17 protein-coding genes are annotated in these 17,198 nt (G+C 30.4%); 16 read left to right on the top strand and 1 reads right to left on the bottom strand.

The window, feature by feature from the left end:
* Nucleotides 1–87 precede the first annotated feature (87 nt).
* Nucleotides 88–762, bottom strand: a complete 675-nt coding sequence (locus BMX10_RS01600; RefSeq protein ID WP_090438274.1) for a regulatory protein RecX — start codon at nt 760–762, stop codon at nt 88–90.
* Between the two features lie 183 nt (nt 763–945).
* Here BMX10_RS01600 and steA point away from each other — a divergent pair, with 183 nt between their 5' ends.
* The 16 genes from steA to scpB all read left to right on the top strand — a co-directional run bounded on the left by steA (nt 946) and on the right by scpB (nt 17,145).
* Nucleotides 946–2,067, top strand: a complete 1,122-nt coding sequence (steA, locus tag BMX10_RS01595) for a putative cytokinetic ring protein SteA (RefSeq protein WP_090438271.1) — start codon at nt 946–948, stop codon at nt 2,065–2,067.
* Nucleotides 2,068–2,078: 11 nt separating this feature from the next.
* Nucleotides 2,079–2,960, top strand: a complete 882-nt coding sequence (locus BMX10_RS01590; protein ID WP_090438268.1) for a copper transporter — start codon at nt 2,079–2,081, stop codon at nt 2,958–2,960.
* Between the two features lie 14 nt (nt 2,961–2,974).
* The gene (locus tag BMX10_RS01585) at nt 2,975–3,658 is read left to right on the top strand and encodes a glycosyltransferase family 2 protein (protein ID WP_090438265.1); all 684 of its coding nucleotides are present in this window, start codon (nt 2,975–2,977) and stop codon (nt 3,656–3,658) included.
* 22 nt (nt 3,659–3,680) lie between these two features.
* Nucleotides 3,681–4,490, top strand: a complete 810-nt coding sequence (locus tag BMX10_RS01580) for an MraY family glycosyltransferase (protein ID WP_090438262.1) — start codon at nt 3,681–3,683, stop codon at nt 4,488–4,490.
* Between the two features lie 21 nt (nt 4,491–4,511).
* Entirely contained in the window at nt 4,512–5,597 is a 1,086-nt protein-coding gene (locus tag BMX10_RS01575) for a DUF3866 family protein (RefSeq protein WP_090438259.1), read from the top strand.
* A gap of 25 nt (nt 5,598–5,622) precedes the next feature.
* Nucleotides 5,623–6,162, top strand: coding sequence for an NUDIX hydrolase (locus BMX10_RS01570; protein ID WP_090438255.1), 540 nt, complete (start codon nt 5,623–5,625; stop codon nt 6,160–6,162).
* A gap of 74 nt (nt 6,163–6,236) precedes the next feature.
* Nucleotides 6,237–6,869 (top strand): stage II sporulation protein M, encoded by a 633-nt coding sequence (gene spoIIM / locus BMX10_RS01565; RefSeq protein WP_244272595.1) that lies wholly within the window; start codon nt 6,237–6,239, stop codon nt 6,867–6,869.
* A 111-nt stretch (nt 6,870–6,980) separates the two neighbouring features.
* Nucleotides 6,981–7,865, top strand: a complete 885-nt coding sequence (gene xerD / locus BMX10_RS01560) for a site-specific tyrosine recombinase XerD (RefSeq protein ID WP_090438249.1) — start codon at nt 6,981–6,983, stop codon at nt 7,863–7,865.
* A 214-nt stretch (nt 7,866–8,079) separates the two neighbouring features.
* Nucleotides 8,080–9,249, top strand: coding sequence for a phosphopentomutase (locus BMX10_RS01555; RefSeq protein ID WP_090438246.1), 1,170 nt, complete (start codon nt 8,080–8,082; stop codon nt 9,247–9,249).
* 76 nt (nt 9,250–9,325) lie between these two features.
* Nucleotides 9,326–9,610 carry a nucleoside phosphorylase-I family protein gene (locus tag BMX10_RS18170; RefSeq protein ID WP_208976093.1) on the top strand — a complete coding sequence of 95 codons (285 nt, stop codon included), beginning with the start codon at nt 9,326–9,328 and terminating at the stop codon, nt 9,608–9,610.
* Nucleotides 9,610–10,938, top strand: a complete 1,329-nt coding sequence (locus tag BMX10_RS01545; RefSeq protein ID WP_090438243.1) for a pyrimidine-nucleoside phosphorylase — start codon at nt 9,610–9,612, stop codon at nt 10,936–10,938. The genes BMX10_RS18170 and BMX10_RS01545 overlap by 1 nt, the downstream gene beginning before the upstream one ends.
* A gap of 319 nt (nt 10,939–11,257) precedes the next feature.
* Nucleotides 11,258–12,421, top strand: a complete 1,164-nt coding sequence (locus tag BMX10_RS01540; RefSeq protein WP_090438240.1) for a D-alanyl-D-alanine carboxypeptidase family protein — start codon at nt 11,258–11,260, stop codon at nt 12,419–12,421.
* Nucleotides 12,422–12,561: 140 nt separating this feature from the next.
* Nucleotides 12,562–15,189 (top strand): CBS domain-containing protein, encoded by a 2,628-nt coding sequence (locus BMX10_RS01535; RefSeq protein WP_090438238.1) that lies wholly within the window; start codon nt 12,562–12,564, stop codon nt 15,187–15,189.
* Complete coding sequence (locus BMX10_RS01530) at nt 15,182–15,802, top strand: site-2 protease family protein (RefSeq protein ID WP_090438235.1); 621 nt, start codon at nt 15,182–15,184, stop codon at nt 15,800–15,802. Before BMX10_RS01535 ends, BMX10_RS01530 begins: the two co-directional genes overlap by 8 nt.
* Nucleotides 15,803–15,812: 10 nt before the next feature.
* On the top strand, nt 15,813–16,550 hold the full coding sequence (locus BMX10_RS01525) for a segregation and condensation protein A (RefSeq protein ID WP_090438232.1): 738 nt from the start codon (nt 15,813–15,815) through the stop codon (nt 16,548–16,550).
* Nucleotides 16,551–16,587: 37 nt separating this feature from the next.
* Complete coding sequence (gene scpB, locus BMX10_RS01520) at nt 16,588–17,145, top strand: SMC-Scp complex subunit ScpB (RefSeq protein WP_090438930.1); 558 nt, start codon at nt 16,588–16,590, stop codon at nt 17,143–17,145.
* Nucleotides 17,146–17,198 lie beyond the last annotated feature (53 nt).

Genomic DNA, 17,198 nt, shown 5'->3' with positions numbered 1-17,198 from the left:
GTACTGTAAATAAAGTACTGAAAGTATCTTTTTTTTAGGGCATATATTATCATACTAAATATTATCATAAGTGATAATATTTCATAACTATTTATTATTATTTAAAATTTCTTCAACAATAACATTACATAAAGAATAATCAAAACCTTTACTTATAAGCTTTCCATATAGTTTTTGTTTTACTTTATATTCATTCTTCTCATTCTTACTATATTTTTCAAAGAATTTAGTAGCTATTAGTTTAGCTTGTTGATTATAAAACTCCTCTTGTTGTAATAATATAGATTGTATTTCTCGATCTTCATCTAAAAATTTTAGAGCATAATTTATTGTATCTATAGTAAATCCTCTTTGGAGCAACCTGCTATACAGCTTAGCCTTAATCTGGTTTAGTGGTAGACTTTTTTTAGAAGAAAAAAATTTTTTTGTAACATTTTCAATTGTTCTTATTTCTAAATTAGACGAATATAAAGCTAAATGCTCTGATACAATCTTTTCATTTATTCCTTTTTCTAATAGTTCTTTTCTAATCAAATTAATTCCTTTGGTTTGTTTCTCAATAGAATTATTAACATAATCTATCGCATATGTGTTGTCATTAACATAGTTGAGATCTCTAAGTTTTATTATAACTTCTGAAATAACAGTATCATCGAAATCATTTTTAGATAAATAACTGATTACTTCTTTTTCGGTTCTTGATTTATAAGATAAATAACTAAAAGCCTTATTTAGAGCCTGTTTATAATAATTTGTTTTCATATTAATTAACACTCCTTATATTTCTTCATTATAACTAAAATAGTAAATAAATCAACAAAAAGTTTACCTTGCTTATTAAAAAATATTAACTTTATATGGTAGTAAGTATAGGAGAATAAATATAGCATTTTTATATCATCTTGTACAAATACTAATACTGGAATCGATATGGAGGTTAACGTCATGGAAATGAAGGCTCCAGTAAAATTAGACAAAAAAACTAAAAATTTGATAGGTAGAATTAATGAAGGGGAAATAGCCATCATTGATCATAGTGACATAGACGAAGTAGCCGCAAACTCATTAATAACTAGAAGGGTAGCTGCAGTAATAAATTGTAGCAAATCTATTAGTGGAAGGTATCCTAATTTAGGACCAAGCTTATTAAAAAAGTCTAATGTTCTCTTATTTGATGTTGTCAAAGGAAATCTCTTTAATGTTTTAAAGGATGGAGATATTGTTGAAATCAGAAGGAATGAGTTGCTATTAGATAATACAACTATTGCTACACTTGAATCATTATCATTTGATAAGGTAAATGATTTGTTAGAGCTAGCAGAGCAGAATATAGAAGTTGAGTTGGAAAAATTTATTGATAACACTTTGACCTATGCCTATGAAGAGAAAAACTTTATCTTGGGAAAATTAGTTATTCCTAAAATAGAAACTAATATGAATAATAAGCAAGTATTAGTTGTAGTTAGAGGCCAAAACTATCAAGAAGATCTTCAAACCATATTCCCTTATATAAAGGAAATGAAACCAGTGTTAATAGGGGTAGATGGAGGTGGTGATGCACTATTAGAGTTTGGGTTAATACCTGATATTATCATTGGTGATATGGATAGTGTTTCAGATAGATGCTTAACCCTATGTAAAGAAATAATAGTACATGCCTATCCGAATGGAGATGCTCCAGGCATCGATAGAATAAAAAGACTGGGTTTACATGGCGAAATTTTTCCAGCTCCTGGTACTAGTGAGGATATAGCAATGCTTTTAGCATATGATCAGGGTGCAGATTTAATTGTTGCAGTTGGTACACATTCAAATATGATTGACTTTTTAGAAAAAGGTAGAAAAGGAATGTCCAGCACATTTTTAGTTAGACTTAAAGTAGGATCTAAACTAATTGATGCTAAAGGAGTCAGTAAATTATATAAAAGCACCATGAAAATAGAGCATGTGGTATTGTTCTTTATTGCAGCACTTATTCCTATTATAATTCTTTTATTTATTTCGCAGCCCATAAGAAATTTGTTTAAGTTATTAACTATTAGATTAAGAATATTTTTGGGAATATAGGGAGGTTTACAATGGTTATTGACATAAAATACTATATTATTACTATAGCTTCAATCTTTATATCCCTAGGTATTGGAATCATTATTGGGTTTAACATGAATGGAGATGAGATATATTTAAGTCAACAACAACAATTAGTAGATAGCCTTGAATACAATTTTAATATGCTCAGAATAGAAAAAGAAAATCTTATAAATACAATTGAAGAATTAACCAAAGAAAATGAGAATAAGCAAGCGTTTATAGAAAAAGCATATTACGAAATAATTTCTAACAGGCTTTCTGGTATGAATATAGCTCTCGTACAAATAACTGAAGATTATTACTATAACAATATTAAAGAAGTAGTAGAGGAAGCTGGAGCAGTTATGCCAATACACATAGTATTTACTGATAAAATAGTTAATTTAAATGATAAAGAGTTACATAAAATTAATACCTCTCTAGGACTAAGCTTAACAGAAGAAAAACTTTTGCATCGAATTAATATAGAAATGATGGACTTATTCATAAATGAAGAGATATCATACTTGTTAAAATATCTTATATCTAACAAGTATATTCACTTCAATCATTATAAAGAGTTTAATGACTCTATCGATCAAGTGATTATAGCAGGAGGTAATCAGAATGAACTTAGAGACACTACTAATGATCTGGTTGAGGACCTTATTAATGAGTTAAAGATAAGTAATATAAATATTATAGGTGTAGAAAGGTTAGATGTAGCTCATTCCTACATACCTATTTATAATCAATTTGGTATCTCTACAGTAGATAATATAGATACCTTAGTGGGAAAAATTTCTTTAGTTCTTACATCTAGTGGTAAAGAAAACTCATTTGGAGTACGTCCATATGTAGAAAGTTTTACACCTCTAGGCATACCATAATTGGGGAGGAAAACATGAAAAAAAGAATTTCAGCCATCATACCAGTATTTAATGAAGAAAAAAAAATTGAAGAAACTTTACTGGAAATAAAAAAAATTGATGTTATATCAAAAATATACGTTGTAAATGATGGCTCAACTGACAATACAGCTGAGATTACATCAAAAATAAATGGTATTGTTCTAATTAATTGTCTTAGCAATAATGGTAAAGGTGCGGCTTTAAAAATGGGTGTTAAAATTGCATTGGAAGAGTCTGATATAATTATTTTTTTAGATGGAGATTTAGGAAAAACAGTTAGAGAGGCAAATAAACTATTAGAGCCCATTATAAGTAATACTACTGATGTAACGATAGCAAAATTTCCTCCTGCTAAGAAGAAAGGTGGATTGGGGTTTGTAAAAAAACTTGCTAAATATGGTGTATACTATTATACAGGTAAGAAGCTTGATACTGTTCTTTCTGGTCAAAGGGCATTTAAGAAAAGTGTGTTAAAAAGTATAAGTCTCGATTATAGAGGTTTTGAGGTGGAGTTAGGAATGACAATAGAAATCTTGAAAAAAGGTTTTATTATTAAAGAGGTTGATGTAAACATGGTCCATAATGAAACTGGAAGAGACCTCCAAGGTTTTATTCACAGGGGGAAACAATTTAAAGCAATTTTATATAAGCTTTTAACCTTAAAAACCTCTTTATAATATACTGGTGGTGAATTTCTTTATGACAATTTTATTAGTAATTATTAACACTTTACTAACTTTGATTATGATCCCATATATCGCTAAAATGCTGAAAAGAGGTAATTTTATAGCAAAAAATTATCGAGAAGAAAGCATTCCTATTGGGTTAGGCATAACCATTGTTCCAATAATCCTTATCAATTACTTGTTCTTTGCAGTTTCACAAAGAGATATGTTGGATAAGCCATTGATATTTTTAACTGCCATAATTACAATGGCTTTTATTGGTATCATAGATGATTGTAGTAGTAATCAAGTTGCTAAAGGGTTTAAAGGCCATATTTATTGTCTTCTCCATGGAGAATTAACTACAGGACTTTTCAAGGCTTTTATTGGTGGAATGATAGCACTGTTTGTTAGCATTCTAGTTTCTACCAGTATAATAGAGCTTTTTCTGAACTTTTTTTTAATTACTTTATTTACAAATTTAATTAATTTATTTGACTTAAGGCCCGGTAGAGCAATAAAGGCATACATTTCTATAGCTTTATTATTTATTGTACTAGGGCTTAATAGTTTTTATAAACTTATACTGTATAGTATTTTAGGATACTGTTTAGGTTATTTGCCCCAGGATTTAAAAGCAAAAAGCATGATGGGTGATGCAGGGTCAAATCCTTTAGGAATAAGTCTAGGCATTATATCGGTGTTCAATTTTTCATTATCGGTAAAGTTTATTTTAGTATTTATTTTGCTTCTATTTCATATTTTGTCAGAAAAGTATTCCTTTACTAAGATAATTAGAAATAATGCTATTCTTAATTATATAGATCAATTAGGTCGTCATTAAAATAATGAGGTGATATAATATATGATTAGTATGAAAAAAGGAAGAGTTATAAAAATCTTAGAGAAGCTTAAGAAAAAAACGAAGCTTATTGTTTCAATTGATGGAGAAGAAGCCCTAGCAATAAATTATTCTGATTTAACTGGAGAAGCAAAAATAAATGATATGGTTATAATTAATACAACTGCAGTTGAATTGAAACTTGGCACAGGAGGGTGTCATTTTGTAATAAGTAATTTTAATAATACGCATCAAGAATTACAAGGAAAAGGACATATTATGAAGCTGCGGTATACTCCTTTACAGCTAAAGGTACTAGCCGCCGAAGAACAACAAAGTCCCTATCACTATTTGTTTAATGAGTTTACTTCATTAAACGGCTTGCCTGTGATTGCTGGGATTTTACATAGCATGTTAACTCCAATCGTTTCGACGTTAAAATACATAAACTCTAATATTAAAATAGCTTATATCATGACAGATGGAGCTGCTTTACCCTTATCTTTTAGTGATACTGTTGATTATCTAAGGAATAACGATTTGATTGATACTACTATAACTACTGGTCATGCCTTTGGAGGAGACATAGAAACCATAAATATATATAACGGTTTAGTTGCAGCAAAGGAAATTGCAAAGTGTGACATAGCTGTTGTCACTATGGGGCCCGGTATAGTAGGAACCGGTACTCCCTATGGGTTCTCAGGGATAGAACAGGGATTAGTATTAAATGCTGTTACTGATTTAGGCGGTTTCTCTATAGGGGTACCAAGAATTAGTTTTAGTGATAATAGAGTACGTCATTATGGTATGAGTCATCATAGTTTAACAATCTTCAGTAAAATATGTAAAACAAAATGTAATATTATTTTACCTTTGTTACCTAAAAAAGAAAAAAAAATTATTTATAATCAAATAGAAGACTTGAATATTATAGAAAAACATAATATTATTGAAATAGATGGCAGTATATTACTTGATGCCTTAAAGCATTTTAATTTAAACGTTAAAACAATGGGTCGAGATTATGATGCGGATCCTTTCTATTTTTTAGCCTGCAGTGCTGCTGCTATGTATGGATTTAATTATCTAATTGCATCGCCTAAGTAAGTAACTAAGGAGGGTTATCTAAACTATGCCAATTGAAGAAAAAACTTTAAAGTCTGAGCGGATATATGAAGGGAAAATTATCAATCTACGGGTGGATACAGTAGAACTGCCTCAAAAAAAATATTCTAAAAGGGAAATTGTTGAACATAGTGGAGCAGTAGGTATACTACCCATAACAAAAGAAAACAAAATTATTTTTGTTCGACAGTTTAGAAAACCTGTAGAGGAAATATTATTAGAAATACCCGCAGGCAAAATAGAAGCTAATGAAAGTACTGAAAAATGTGCTCTAAGAGAATTAAAGGAAGAAACTGGATATAGTGCAAAGGATATAAAGAAAATCTTAGATTTTTATACTACTCCTGGTTTTACAAATGAAGTTATGCATATATATTTAGCAGAAAATCTAGAAGAAGGAACAGCTAGTCCTGATGAAGATGAATATATTGAACTAGTTTCTTTGTCTTTGGAAGAAGCCCTTGAATACATAAAGGAAGGTAAAATAAAAGATAGTAAAACAATTATTGCAATCTTAACCTATAAAAATTTATCACTAATCCTTTAAGGACATAGCATAAAACCTCTATTTTAAGCATAATCATTAAAGTATTGATATGCATAAGAATGGAGGTTATTGTGTTGTATAAATTTATTGATCTCTTAAAAAAACATATAAAAGATAACTTTTTTATATACGCTACTGTTGTATTGTGTTTCTTAATCGGTATATCCGTAGGGGCGTTTACCGTAAAAGTTGTAGACAAACATCAAAAAGAAGAGTTGTTTTATTACTTGAGGAATTTTTTTGAAATATTTCATAATAGCAATTTAAATAGCTTTAATATATTAAAACAATCATTTATAAACAATTTTCAATTACTATCTTTAAGCTGGGTTTTAGGAGCTTTCATTATTACGGCACCGCTGGTATTAATTATTATTGGATTTAAAGGGTTTGTAATTGGGTTTACGATTGGCTTATTAATTGAGGAGTTTAAGTTTTGGGGTGCACTGATCATTATATTTGGAATTTTACCTCAAAACATATTTATTATTTCAATTTTTACTATTGCTTCAGTTATTTCTTTAACTTTTGCTACTGGATTTTTGAAAAGCAAAATTCATAAGATAAAAACCATTAATTTTTCAAAAGTATTTCTGTTATATAGTAGTAGATATGGAGTCTTGCTTGCTCTTCTTTTAATAGCATGTCTGATAGAGGCATATATTGCTCCAATTTTTATTAGACTAATTGTGAAAAATGTACTTTAGCTATTAAAGAGAATATATATAAAGATTTTTATGCAATTTTTATTTTCTTGCAGGATTTATCAATAATTTGTTGAATAAATGTAGTAGCAATAGTAAAGGGAGATTTTCAATATGAATCAACTCATTTCAAATTATGTTGACTATTTAACAAATGAAAAACAATTATCTAATAACACCTTAGAATCTTATATACGCGATATTAAGCAATATTTAGAGTATTTAAATAGTAATGAGATCCTTGATGTTGTTTATACTAATAAAACTACCATCATCACTTATTTATTACATATGCAAAACAAAGGGAGAGCTGTATCTACTATTTCAAGGAGTATTGCGTCTATTCGGTGTTTTTATCAATTTTTGTTGCAAAATAATCTTGTTGTAAAGGATCCAACATTAAATCTCGAGACCCCAAAGGCTAAGAAAAAATTACCAAGTATCCTTAGCCCTAAAGAAGTAGATATGTTATTAAATCAACCTGAAGAGTCTACTTACAAGGGTATTAGAGATAAAGCAATGCTAGAACTGTTATATGCTACTGGTATAAGAGTATCAGAATTAATATCTTTACAAGTAGATCATGTTAATATTAATCTAGGCTTTGTAAAATGCTCTACTGCTACAAAGGAAAGAATTATTCCTGTTGGTTCAGTGGCTTTACAAGCTCTAGCAAATTACTTGCTTAATGCCAGAAATAATTTTATTAAAAATGATAAAGAAAAATTACTTTTTCTAAATATGCAGGGTGGAGGCTTAACCCGTCAAGGGTTTTGGAAAATAATCAAAGCCTATACAAAGGGTTCCAATATAGATAAAACCATTACACCCCATACTTTAAGACATTCCTTTGCTACTCACTTAGTCCAAAATGGTGCTGACTTAAAATCTGTTCAAGAGATGCTTGGCCATTCTGATATATCTACTACTCAGATATATGCAAATATTACTAAAAATAAGATTAAGGATGTATATAATAAGACTCATCCTAGGGCCTAATATAGGTCCTATTTTAATCTAAGGCTGTTTATGAAATTACCCTTCAGTGTAGTGGTGAGCCTACCAATTCAGTAAGATCAGTTTAAGGACTACATCCTCGGAATAAATTGGGCTGCAATTCAGCATTAGAAGCGCATCACTGAATGATATTTCATTTTATTTCCCTCTTAAGAGGGGTATAATAAATCTAAATAAATGATAAAGGAGGATATTTATGATAAATAGGGTGATTTTGTTTATTATAGACAGTGTGGGCATCGGTGCATTACCAGATGCTGAAAAATTTGGAGATATAGGTGCTAATACGTTAGGAAATATTTCAAAAAACGAAGGAGATATTCATCTACCTAACCTTAGAAAACTAGGGCTAGGTAATATTGATAATATTGAAGGAATTCAGTCATGGGATCATCCCTTAGGTGCTTATGGTAAAGCAGCAGAGGTTTCTCTAGGTAAGGATACTACAACAGGACACTGGGAAATATCAGGGATTCATCTAACAGAACCACTGAAAACCTATCCTAATGGCTTTCCAAAAGAGGTAATAGAGGAATTAGAAAGACAAATTGGTACAAGAGTTATAGGAAATAAGCCTGCTTCTGGCACAGTAATTATAGAAGAATTAGGTGAGGAGCATATGGAAACCGGATATCCTATTGTATATACCTCTGCTGATAGTGTCTTGCAAATAGCCGCCCATGAAGAAGTTATCCCTCTAGAAAGATTATATGAAATATGTAGAATTGCAAGAGATATTATGATGGGAGATCATGCTGTTGCACGTATTATTGCTAGGCCATTTGTTGGAGCTCTTGGAGGGTTTACTAGAACCTCAAACCGACGAGATTTTTCTTTAAATCCACCCGAGGAAACAATATTAGATATTGCTAAGGCTCAAGGTCTAGACGTTATTGGCATTGGAAAAATCGAAGATATTTTTAATGGACAAGGTATTACTGAAGCTGTTCATACAAAAGATAATATGAATGGAGTAGATGAGACTATTAATTATCTTCAAAAAAATAACAGGGGCATTATTTTTACCAACTTAGTTGACTTTGATTCCAAATTTGGTCATCGTAGGGATGTAAAAGGCTATAAGAATGCTTTAGAAGAAATGGATAGTAGAATACCTGAACTAATGCGTCACTTGAAAGATGACGACATTATTATTATTACTGCGGATCATGGTAATGATCCAACCTTTAAAGGAACAGATCATACTAGAGAATATATACCTATCCTTATTTATGGCAAATCAGTAAAAAATAATGTTAATATCGGCACTAGGAAAAGCTTTGCTGATATTGCAGCTACTATTGCTGAATTATTAAAAATTAATTCTACTGGTAAAGGCGAAAGCTTTAAATCTCTAATAGTTTAAGATAAATGTTGTTGTAAATAAAACAGGTACAACTATAAAAAAAGTAGAATATTTGTAAGAAGGAGGCAAAATAGTTATGGAGAACTTATTACAAAAAGTTAAAGATGCAAAAAAATATATTTTAAGCAAGACCAATGAAACACCTCAAATAGGCTTAATGTTTGGATCTGGTTTAGGTTCTTTGGTTATAGTACCACGTCATGGTGGCTTGAAAGTATTAGGTATCCCTTGTGTTACAGATATGCCAATCCCAGATAAGTTGGAATCTATCAGCCATGAAGAAGTAATGGAGGTAGCTAACAAAACTAAACCTAAGTTCATTGGTTTAGTAAAGGAAATTCTCTCTGAGGTGAATGTTTAATGAGAATGTATGATATTATCCTAAAAAAAAGAAACGGCGAATCTCTTAGTAAGGAAGAAATCAGCTATTTTGTCAGAGAATATACAGAAGGTTCTATTCCAGACTATCAAGCTTCAGCATTGCTAATGGCAATCTATTTTCAAAAAATGAATAAAGAGGAGACTGTTTATTTGACAGAGGCAATGATGAAATCTGGTGAAATAATCAATCTATCGAGCATAAATGGAATCAAAGTAGATAAGCATAGTACTGGAGGTGTAGGCGATAAAACAACGATAGCCCTAGGTCCTATAGTCGCTGCTTGCGGTGTTCCAGTAGCAAAAATGTCCGGAAGAGGTCTAGGCCATACGGGAGGTACAATAGACAAATTAGAGGCCATCCCGGGCTTCTCTGTCGAGATGAGCCAAGCAACCTTTATCAATAATGTAAATCGCATAAAATTGGCAGTAGCAGGACAAACAGGAAATCTTGTTCCTGCTGATAAAAATTTATATGCTCTTAGAGATGTAACTGCTACAGTTGACAATATCTCTTTGATTGCTAGTAGTATAATGTCTAAAAAATTGGCCTCAGGCGCTGATGCTATCTTACTAGATGTTAAAACTGGTGATGGCGCTTTCATGAAAGAAATTGATGAATCTTTTTTATTGGCAAAGGAAATGGTTGATATAGGAAACAATATGAACAAAGATACTATTGCTGTTGTTACTGATATGAATCAGCCTTTAGGTTATGCTATTGGCAATAGCCTAGAAGTTAAAGAAGCCATTCGGTTATTAAAAGGGGAAGGTCCTGAAGATTTAAAAGCCCTTTGTCATTTCTTAGGTGCCTACATGCTTTTGTTAGCCAATAAGGTAAATACTGAATCAGAAGGAATTCAAATGGTTCAACAAGTCATAGAGTCTGGAAAGGCTTTTGAAATGCTAATAAAATTTATTGAGCAACAGGGTGGAGATACAGCTTATGTAGAAGATCTTAGTTCATTACCACAAGCTGAGGAAATATTGATTTTAAAATCAGAAAAGAAAGGATATATACACAAGATTCAAGCAGATACCGTAGGATTAAGTGCATTGATTTTAGGTGCAGGTAGAGATACCAAAGACAGCGATATTGACCTATCTGTAGGAATTGTCTTAAATAAAAAAGTTGGTGACTATGTTGAGACCGATGATATACTAGCCTATATTCATTGTAATGACATTAAAAAGGGTGAGGTTTCCATTAATCAATTGAGGGAAGCTTATACCATTGAGGAAAATCCGTTAAATGTACGACCATTAATCTTCGGAGTGGTAGATAAAAATGGTATTAGAAAATTATATTAATAATGCAACTGTTTAAACACTTACATATTCTACAATATTTGTAAAACCAGCATCTAGACGTATTTATTGTACGTTCTACCTGCTGGTTTTTTGCATTAAATTTGAATCATGAAGATAATTTGTTTATTATTTTGCAATGAGTTATTAAGTCTACATCTTTTTCATGAGTAGACCACTTACTGTATGAAATGATTTGAGCTGTAGTTTAGGCCTTGGTAAAAAGTCTTGCGGATTAAGTGTCATTTTATATAATCCTTCTGGTATAACTAATTATGTAGATGGAAAACCTAAGATAAAATGATTACAAGGAGGAAAAAGTATGGTAAAACATCTAATTAGAATGATATGTATTGTATTTATAATCACTTTATTATTTAGCAATATTACAATGGTGGCACAAGCTCAGCCATTTGAAGTTGATGCTAAGGCAGCTATATTAATAGATGCCTCCACAGGGACTATCCTCTATGAAAAGAATATCCATGAAGCGTTGCCTCCTGCTAGTGTTACTAAAATTATGACAATGCTATTAGCAATGGAGGCATTAGATAATAATAGAATTTCTTTAGAAGACAAGGTGGTTATTAGTGAAAGAGCTTCCTCAATGGGGGGAACACAGATATATGTAGAACCAGGTGAAATTAAGACCGTCGAAGATTTAATGAAGGCTATAGCAATTAGATCAGCAAATGATGCATCTGTTGCTATCGCAGAGCATATTGCTGGGACCGAAGAAATTTTTGTTGAGAAAATGAATGCAAGGGCAGCTGAATTAGGAATGGAAAATACTCACTTTGTTAATACAAATGGGTTGCCTGTTGAAGGGCATGTTACTTCTGCCTATGACATAGCTTTAATGTCAAAAGAACTATTAAAGCATAAGGAAGTGCAAAGATGGTTGACGACCTGGATGGATACTGTAGAGGTTGGAAGAAGAACACCATCTGTACAAGAATTGGTAAATACCAATAGATTAATACGAACATATAAGGGTATCACTGGTATAAAAACTGGTTCTACTTCTGAAGCAAAGTATTGCTTATCAGCTTCGGCTACAAGAGGAAATAATACTTTTATAGCAGTAGTACTAGCAGCCCCAACCTCGCCAATAAGATTTAGCGAAGCATCAAAGCTTTTAGATTACGGATTTGCCAACTTTAATACTGTTAAAGTTGCAGAAAAGGATGGTGATTTAGGAACAATAGTAGTGGATAAAGGTAAGCAACAGGTGCTCCATGTTACTGTAATGGAAGATTTAAATGTATTGGTAAAAAAGGGTGAGGAGTCCAGCATAAAGAAAGAAATAATATTACCACAATCAATAAAAGCACCTATCCAAAAAGGAGAAAAGATTGGTGAAATTATCGTAACAATGGATGGAAAAGAAGTGGGAAAAACTAATCTTATCAGTGCAGAAAATGTTGAACATGCTTCTGTTTTTAATATATTGAATAGAATGTTTCAAGGAATGATGGGCCATTAATATAAAGTAGTTAAAGACAGGTTCCTTATCCATTTTTTTAGAATAGAGAAGTAGCTGATTGGTATGCTGCTTCTCTTTTTGTTGATAACTATGTATGTTATAATAGAAAAGAATTAGCCAGGTTAAAAAGGGGAGATATTGTGAAAATAATTACTAGCCATATTAACTTAGATTTCGATGGACTTGCCAGCATGGTGGCTTGTTCTAAGCTATATCCTGAAAATTTCTTGGTTTTTTCTGGAAGAATTAATAATGATATAAAAGAGTTTCTAAGTCTTTATAAAAATATTCTGCCAATAAAATCTTCTAGAGAAATCTCTATCGAAGATATTCAAGAACTAATAATCGTAGATGTAAATTCTTCTACTAGAATAGGCAAATTTAAAGATTGTATTAATGATAGCATTACTATTAAAATTTATGATCATCATGAGGAAAATAGAAATACTATAAAAAACGCATCTAAAATCATTAAACCTTATGGCGCCTGTTCAACTATTTTAGTGGAAGAATTAAAGAAAAAGAAAGTTCCAATTACCTCTTTTGAGGCAACATTATTTCTATTAGGAATTTACTCAGATACCAATTGTTTAACCTTTTCCAGTACTAAGTCAGAAGATGCTGATGCCGTAGCTTTTTTATTGAGAAATGGAGCGGATCTTAAAGTAGTATTAAAATATATTCAAAGGCCCTTTAATAACCAACACGATCAGTTGTTTTTGGCTCTCTTACTAAATATGGAGACTATAAATATTAACAATTATAGTATTACACTTGCAACACATCATCATGATAATTATATTGGTGAGTTAGGTTATTTAGCAAATAAAATGTTAGAAGTAAAAGAAAGTGATGCGGTTTTTCTTATAGTAGAAATGGATTCTAGATGTTATATCATTGGAAGAAGTTCTAATGATGCTATTATTATTCCAAATTTGTTAGAAGAATTTAAAGGTGCTGGACATAGCAAAGCTGCGTCAGCTACTGTAAAAAATGGTGATATTAATCAGATTAAATCTTTATTAATAAAAAATCTACATAATAGAGTAAAACCACAGGTAACGGCCAGAGATTTTATGAACTATCCCGTTAAAACAGTACGGGAAGAAATGTCAATTGAAGAGGTCAATAAAATAATGCTACGATATGGTCATACGGGAATGCCTGTAATTAAAGATGATGATTTGATTGGTATTATTTCTAGAACTGACATTGATAAAGCTATGCAGCATGGACTGAGCCATGCTCCTGTAAAAGGATTCATGGCAAGTGATGTTAAAACTATAGGACTTGATACTTCTCTGAAAGATATAAATGAATTACTAGTAAAAAACAATATTGGCCGTTTACCTGTAGTAGAAAATAATAAAATTGTTGGTATAGTAACAAGAACCGATTTATTGAGAATGCTTCATGGAACGAATCATCCAAATTGGTACAAAAAAACTTTTAATGAAAGTGAAAGTACAGAAATTATTAATTGCAAAGAAAAAATATTAAATCTTTCAAAAGAAATCTCTGATTTATTGAAGACCACAGGAGGTTTAGCTGATACATTAGGCAAAAAGGTTTATGTAGTAGGTGGGTTTGTAAGAGATTTATTACTTAATAGAGAAAATTTTGATATTGACTTTGTTATCGAAGGCGATGGAATTTCTTTTGCAGAAAGGTTAAATGAAACATTAAGTGGTACTCTTATGACTCATAAAGAGTTTGGGACTGCAAGTATTACCTTAGCAAATGGAAGTGTTCTAGATATTGTTTCTGCTCGAAGGGAGTACTATGAGTATCCAGCTGCTTTACCAACAGTAGAAAAAAGCTCTATATGGAATGATTTGTTTAGAAGAGACTTTACAATTAATTGTATGGCTATTCAAATTAATATTGCTAATTTTGGTAAATTGATTGATTTTTTTGGAGGATTAGAGGATATTAGAAACAAAAGAATTCGCGTTCTATACAATTTAAGCTTTATAGAAGACCCTACCAGGATTTTCAGAGCAATTAGATTTGCTTCAAGGTTAGATTTTGAAATTGAAGAACAAACAAAAAGTTTTATAATGGAAGCGATTAAGGACCATATGTTAACAAAAGTTACAAATGATAGAGTAAGGGAAGAAATGGCTCAAATTTTTACTGATAAGGGTGTAAGTAAGAGCATTTTCTTGATGAAATCCTTTAATATATTTACAGCGATTCATTCAGATTTAAATATTACAAATGAAACCATCACAAAAATCGATAATCTTTGGTCTACCATTGAAAAATTTCATAGGTTTGATAATAAAAAAATAGACATACAACTACTTGTTATCATGCAACTATTTCATTCATTTCCTTTAAATAAATTATCTGAGGCTATTCAGAAGTTCTTAAATAACAAACAAGGAATAGTCAATATTCAAATAGCTTTAAAGGAAAAAGAAAAGGTTTATACATCTTTATTGAAGGATGATATAGATAAATATACTATATATAGTATTCTCCATAATCATTGTCTAGAGAGTCTTATTTTTTATTATAATGATTGTACAGAATACTATATTAAACATTATATAATGTATTATATGATAAATCTTAAGAACATTAAACTTAAAGTAACAGGCCGAGATTTATTGAATTTAGGAATCCAACCAGGACCAATTTATAAAAAGATACTAGATACTATTTTAAAATCAAAAGTTATGGGTGAGATTTATGACGAACATGATGAAATAGAATATGCTAATAAACTATATAATGAATTAAAGGAGATAAAAGATGTTTAACTTAGATTTTAATACTATTATTTATACTCTACCAGGAATATTAATAGGCCTTACAGTTCATGAATTCTCTCATGCGTATAGTGCTTATTTATTAGGCGATTCTACGGCTAAGCATCAAGGAAGGCTTACTCTAAACCCTATATCTCATATTGATATAGCAGGGTTTTTAATGTTAATATTTTTTAGATTTGGGTGGGCTAAACCAGTTCCCATTAATCCTAATAATTTTTCTAATAGAAAAATGGGCTATTTTTTAGTTTCTATTGCCGGTCCTTTATCAAATGTGCTATTAGCGATCTTATTAACGTTATTCTTAGGAGTCACAATAAAGCTGCAATTAAGTTCTTTTATATATAATATAGTCTACTTTGCTATTTTTATTAATCTAGTATTGGCTATATTTAATTTATTTCCTATCCCACCTTTAGATGGTTCAAAGATACTATTGGCTTTATTACCTGAAAGCTTTGAGTATAAATACTACCAATTACAAAAATATTCTTATATACTTTTGTTTGCATTATTATATTTTGGAGTAATTGGTAAAGTACTATTTCCCCTTGTTTCCTTTGCTTTTCAAATTTTAATGTATTTACTTGTTTTTATAGTTTAGGAGGTAAGTAATGAAATATACTATTAAAATTGAAGCTTTTGAAGGACCTTTTGATTTGCTATTTCATCTAATTGAAAAGAATAAGATAGATATCTATGATATACCTATCAATGAAATTACTCAGCAATATCTAGAATATATTTATGCAATGGAAAAATTCGATTTAAATATTACTAGTGAGTTTTTAGTTATGGCTGCTACCCTTATTGAGATAAAATCAAAAATGTTATTGCCTAAAGATGTATTAGAGGCTGAGGGAATGCAAGCAGATGAAGTAGATCCAAGAAGTGAGTTAATAAAAAAATTATTAGAATATAAAAAGTATAAAGCAATAGCAGAAACTCTTAAAATAAGAGAAAATCATTATAATAAGATTTTTTTTAAACCCAAAGAAGAAATTATTATTGATCATTATGACTACGATACATCTTTTGAAAACCTTCACATTCAGGACTTATTATCTGCTTTTAAAAAAATACTAACAAATCAAACTGTCTCAACAGATGAATTTTATAATAACATTAGACAAATTGATAGAGAGCCTGTTACTATAGAAGATAAACTTAACTATATTTTAAATAAATTACAATACTCAAAAAAAATAACATTTCACAGTATCTTTATTTCTGCAATAGATAAATCTGAAGCTGTAATAAGCTTTTTAGCATTATTAGAATTAATTAAAATGAAAAAGATAAAAGTGATTCAAGATAATTGCTTTGAAGGTATTATGATTGAATCATTATAATTAGAATATTGTCAACTTATAAAGAGGTGTTATGAAAATGGAAAGAGACGAAATTAAGTCAATACTAGAATCTATTCTTTTCGTATGGTCTGAACCTATAGCTATAAAAGAGTTAAGTAAGGCTTTATCTTTAGACATTCAAGAGGTAGAAACGATATTAAGAGATATGATAGATGAATTCAACTATAACAAAAGAGGGATTCAAATAATAAAAATGAATGATTATTATCAATTATCCACAAGGCCTGAGCATTATTCCTATATAAACAAACTGTTAGCACCTAAGATGAGTAAAGGATTGACTCAAGCAGCTTTAGAGACTTTAGCAATCATCGCTTATAAACAGCCTATTACAAAAATTGAAATTGAAGAGCTTAGAGGTGTAAAATGCGATAAAGCATTAAGTACTTTACAAGAGAAAAATCTAATTGAAGAACAAGGAAGACTTGATAAGATTGGTCGTCCTATCATTTATGGAACTACAATAATTTTTTTGAAAACCTTTGGATTAAAATCTATCGAGGACCTTCCTGACATAAGTCAATTTAAGCTATTATCAGAGGAAAATGATGTTAAGAATCTCTTTGCAAAATAATCATCTAATACCATCTTTTATAAAAGGATGGTTATTTTTATTTAATTGTATAT

The sequence above is a fragment of the Natronincola peptidivorans genome, from assembly GCF_900111615.1.
Classification (GTDB): domain Bacteria; phylum Bacillota; class Clostridia; order Peptostreptococcales; family Natronincolaceae; genus Natronincola_A; species Natronincola_A peptidivorans.
Note: the sequence above shows the minus strand (reverse complement) of the source record. Positions and strands in the feature narration are given on the sequence as shown.

Excerpts from the sequence above, each read along its gene's own strand:
- BMX10_RS01585 (WP_090438265.1), top strand. The coding sequence starts at position 2,975 with ATGAAAAAAAGAATTTCAGCCATCATACCAGTATTTAATGAAGAAAAA.
- BMX10_RS01600 (WP_090438274.1), bottom strand. The coding sequence starts at position 762 with ATGAAAACAAATTATTATAAACAGGCTCTAAATAAGGCTTTTAGTTAT.
- BMX10_RS01590 (WP_090438268.1), top strand. The coding sequence starts at position 2,079 with ATGGTTATTGACATAAAATACTATATTATTACTATAGCTTCAATCTTT.
- BMX10_RS01525 (WP_090438232.1), top strand. The coding sequence starts at position 15,813 with ATGAAATATACTATTAAAATTGAAGCTTTTGAAGGACCTTTTGATTTG.
- xerD (WP_090438249.1), top strand. The coding sequence starts at position 6,981 with ATGAATCAACTCATTTCAAATTATGTTGACTATTTAACAAATGAAAAA.
- BMX10_RS01545 (WP_090438243.1), top strand. The coding sequence starts at position 9,610 with ATGAGAATGTATGATATTATCCTAAAAAAAAGAAACGGCGAATCTCTT.
- BMX10_RS18170 (WP_208976093.1), top strand. The coding sequence starts at position 9,326 with ATGGAGAACTTATTACAAAAAGTTAAAGATGCAAAAAAATATATTTTA.
- BMX10_RS01540 (WP_090438240.1), top strand. The coding sequence starts at position 11,258 with ATGGTAAAACATCTAATTAGAATGATATGTATTGTATTTATAATCACT.
- BMX10_RS01530 (WP_090438235.1), top strand. The coding sequence starts at position 15,182 with ATGTTTAACTTAGATTTTAATACTATTATTTATACTCTACCAGGAATA.
- BMX10_RS01575 (WP_090438259.1), top strand. The coding sequence starts at position 4,512 with ATGATTAGTATGAAAAAAGGAAGAGTTATAAAAATCTTAGAGAAGCTT.
- BMX10_RS01570 (WP_090438255.1), top strand. The coding sequence starts at position 5,623 with ATGCCAATTGAAGAAAAAACTTTAAAGTCTGAGCGGATATATGAAGGG.
- BMX10_RS01555 (WP_090438246.1), top strand. The coding sequence starts at position 8,080 with ATGATAAATAGGGTGATTTTGTTTATTATAGACAGTGTGGGCATCGGT.
- steA (WP_090438271.1), top strand. The coding sequence starts at position 946 with ATGGAAATGAAGGCTCCAGTAAAATTAGACAAAAAAACTAAAAATTTG.
- scpB (WP_090438930.1), top strand. The coding sequence starts at position 16,588 with ATGGAAAGAGACGAAATTAAGTCAATACTAGAATCTATTCTTTTCGTA.
- BMX10_RS01580 (WP_090438262.1), top strand. The coding sequence starts at position 3,681 with ATGACAATTTTATTAGTAATTATTAACACTTTACTAACTTTGATTATG.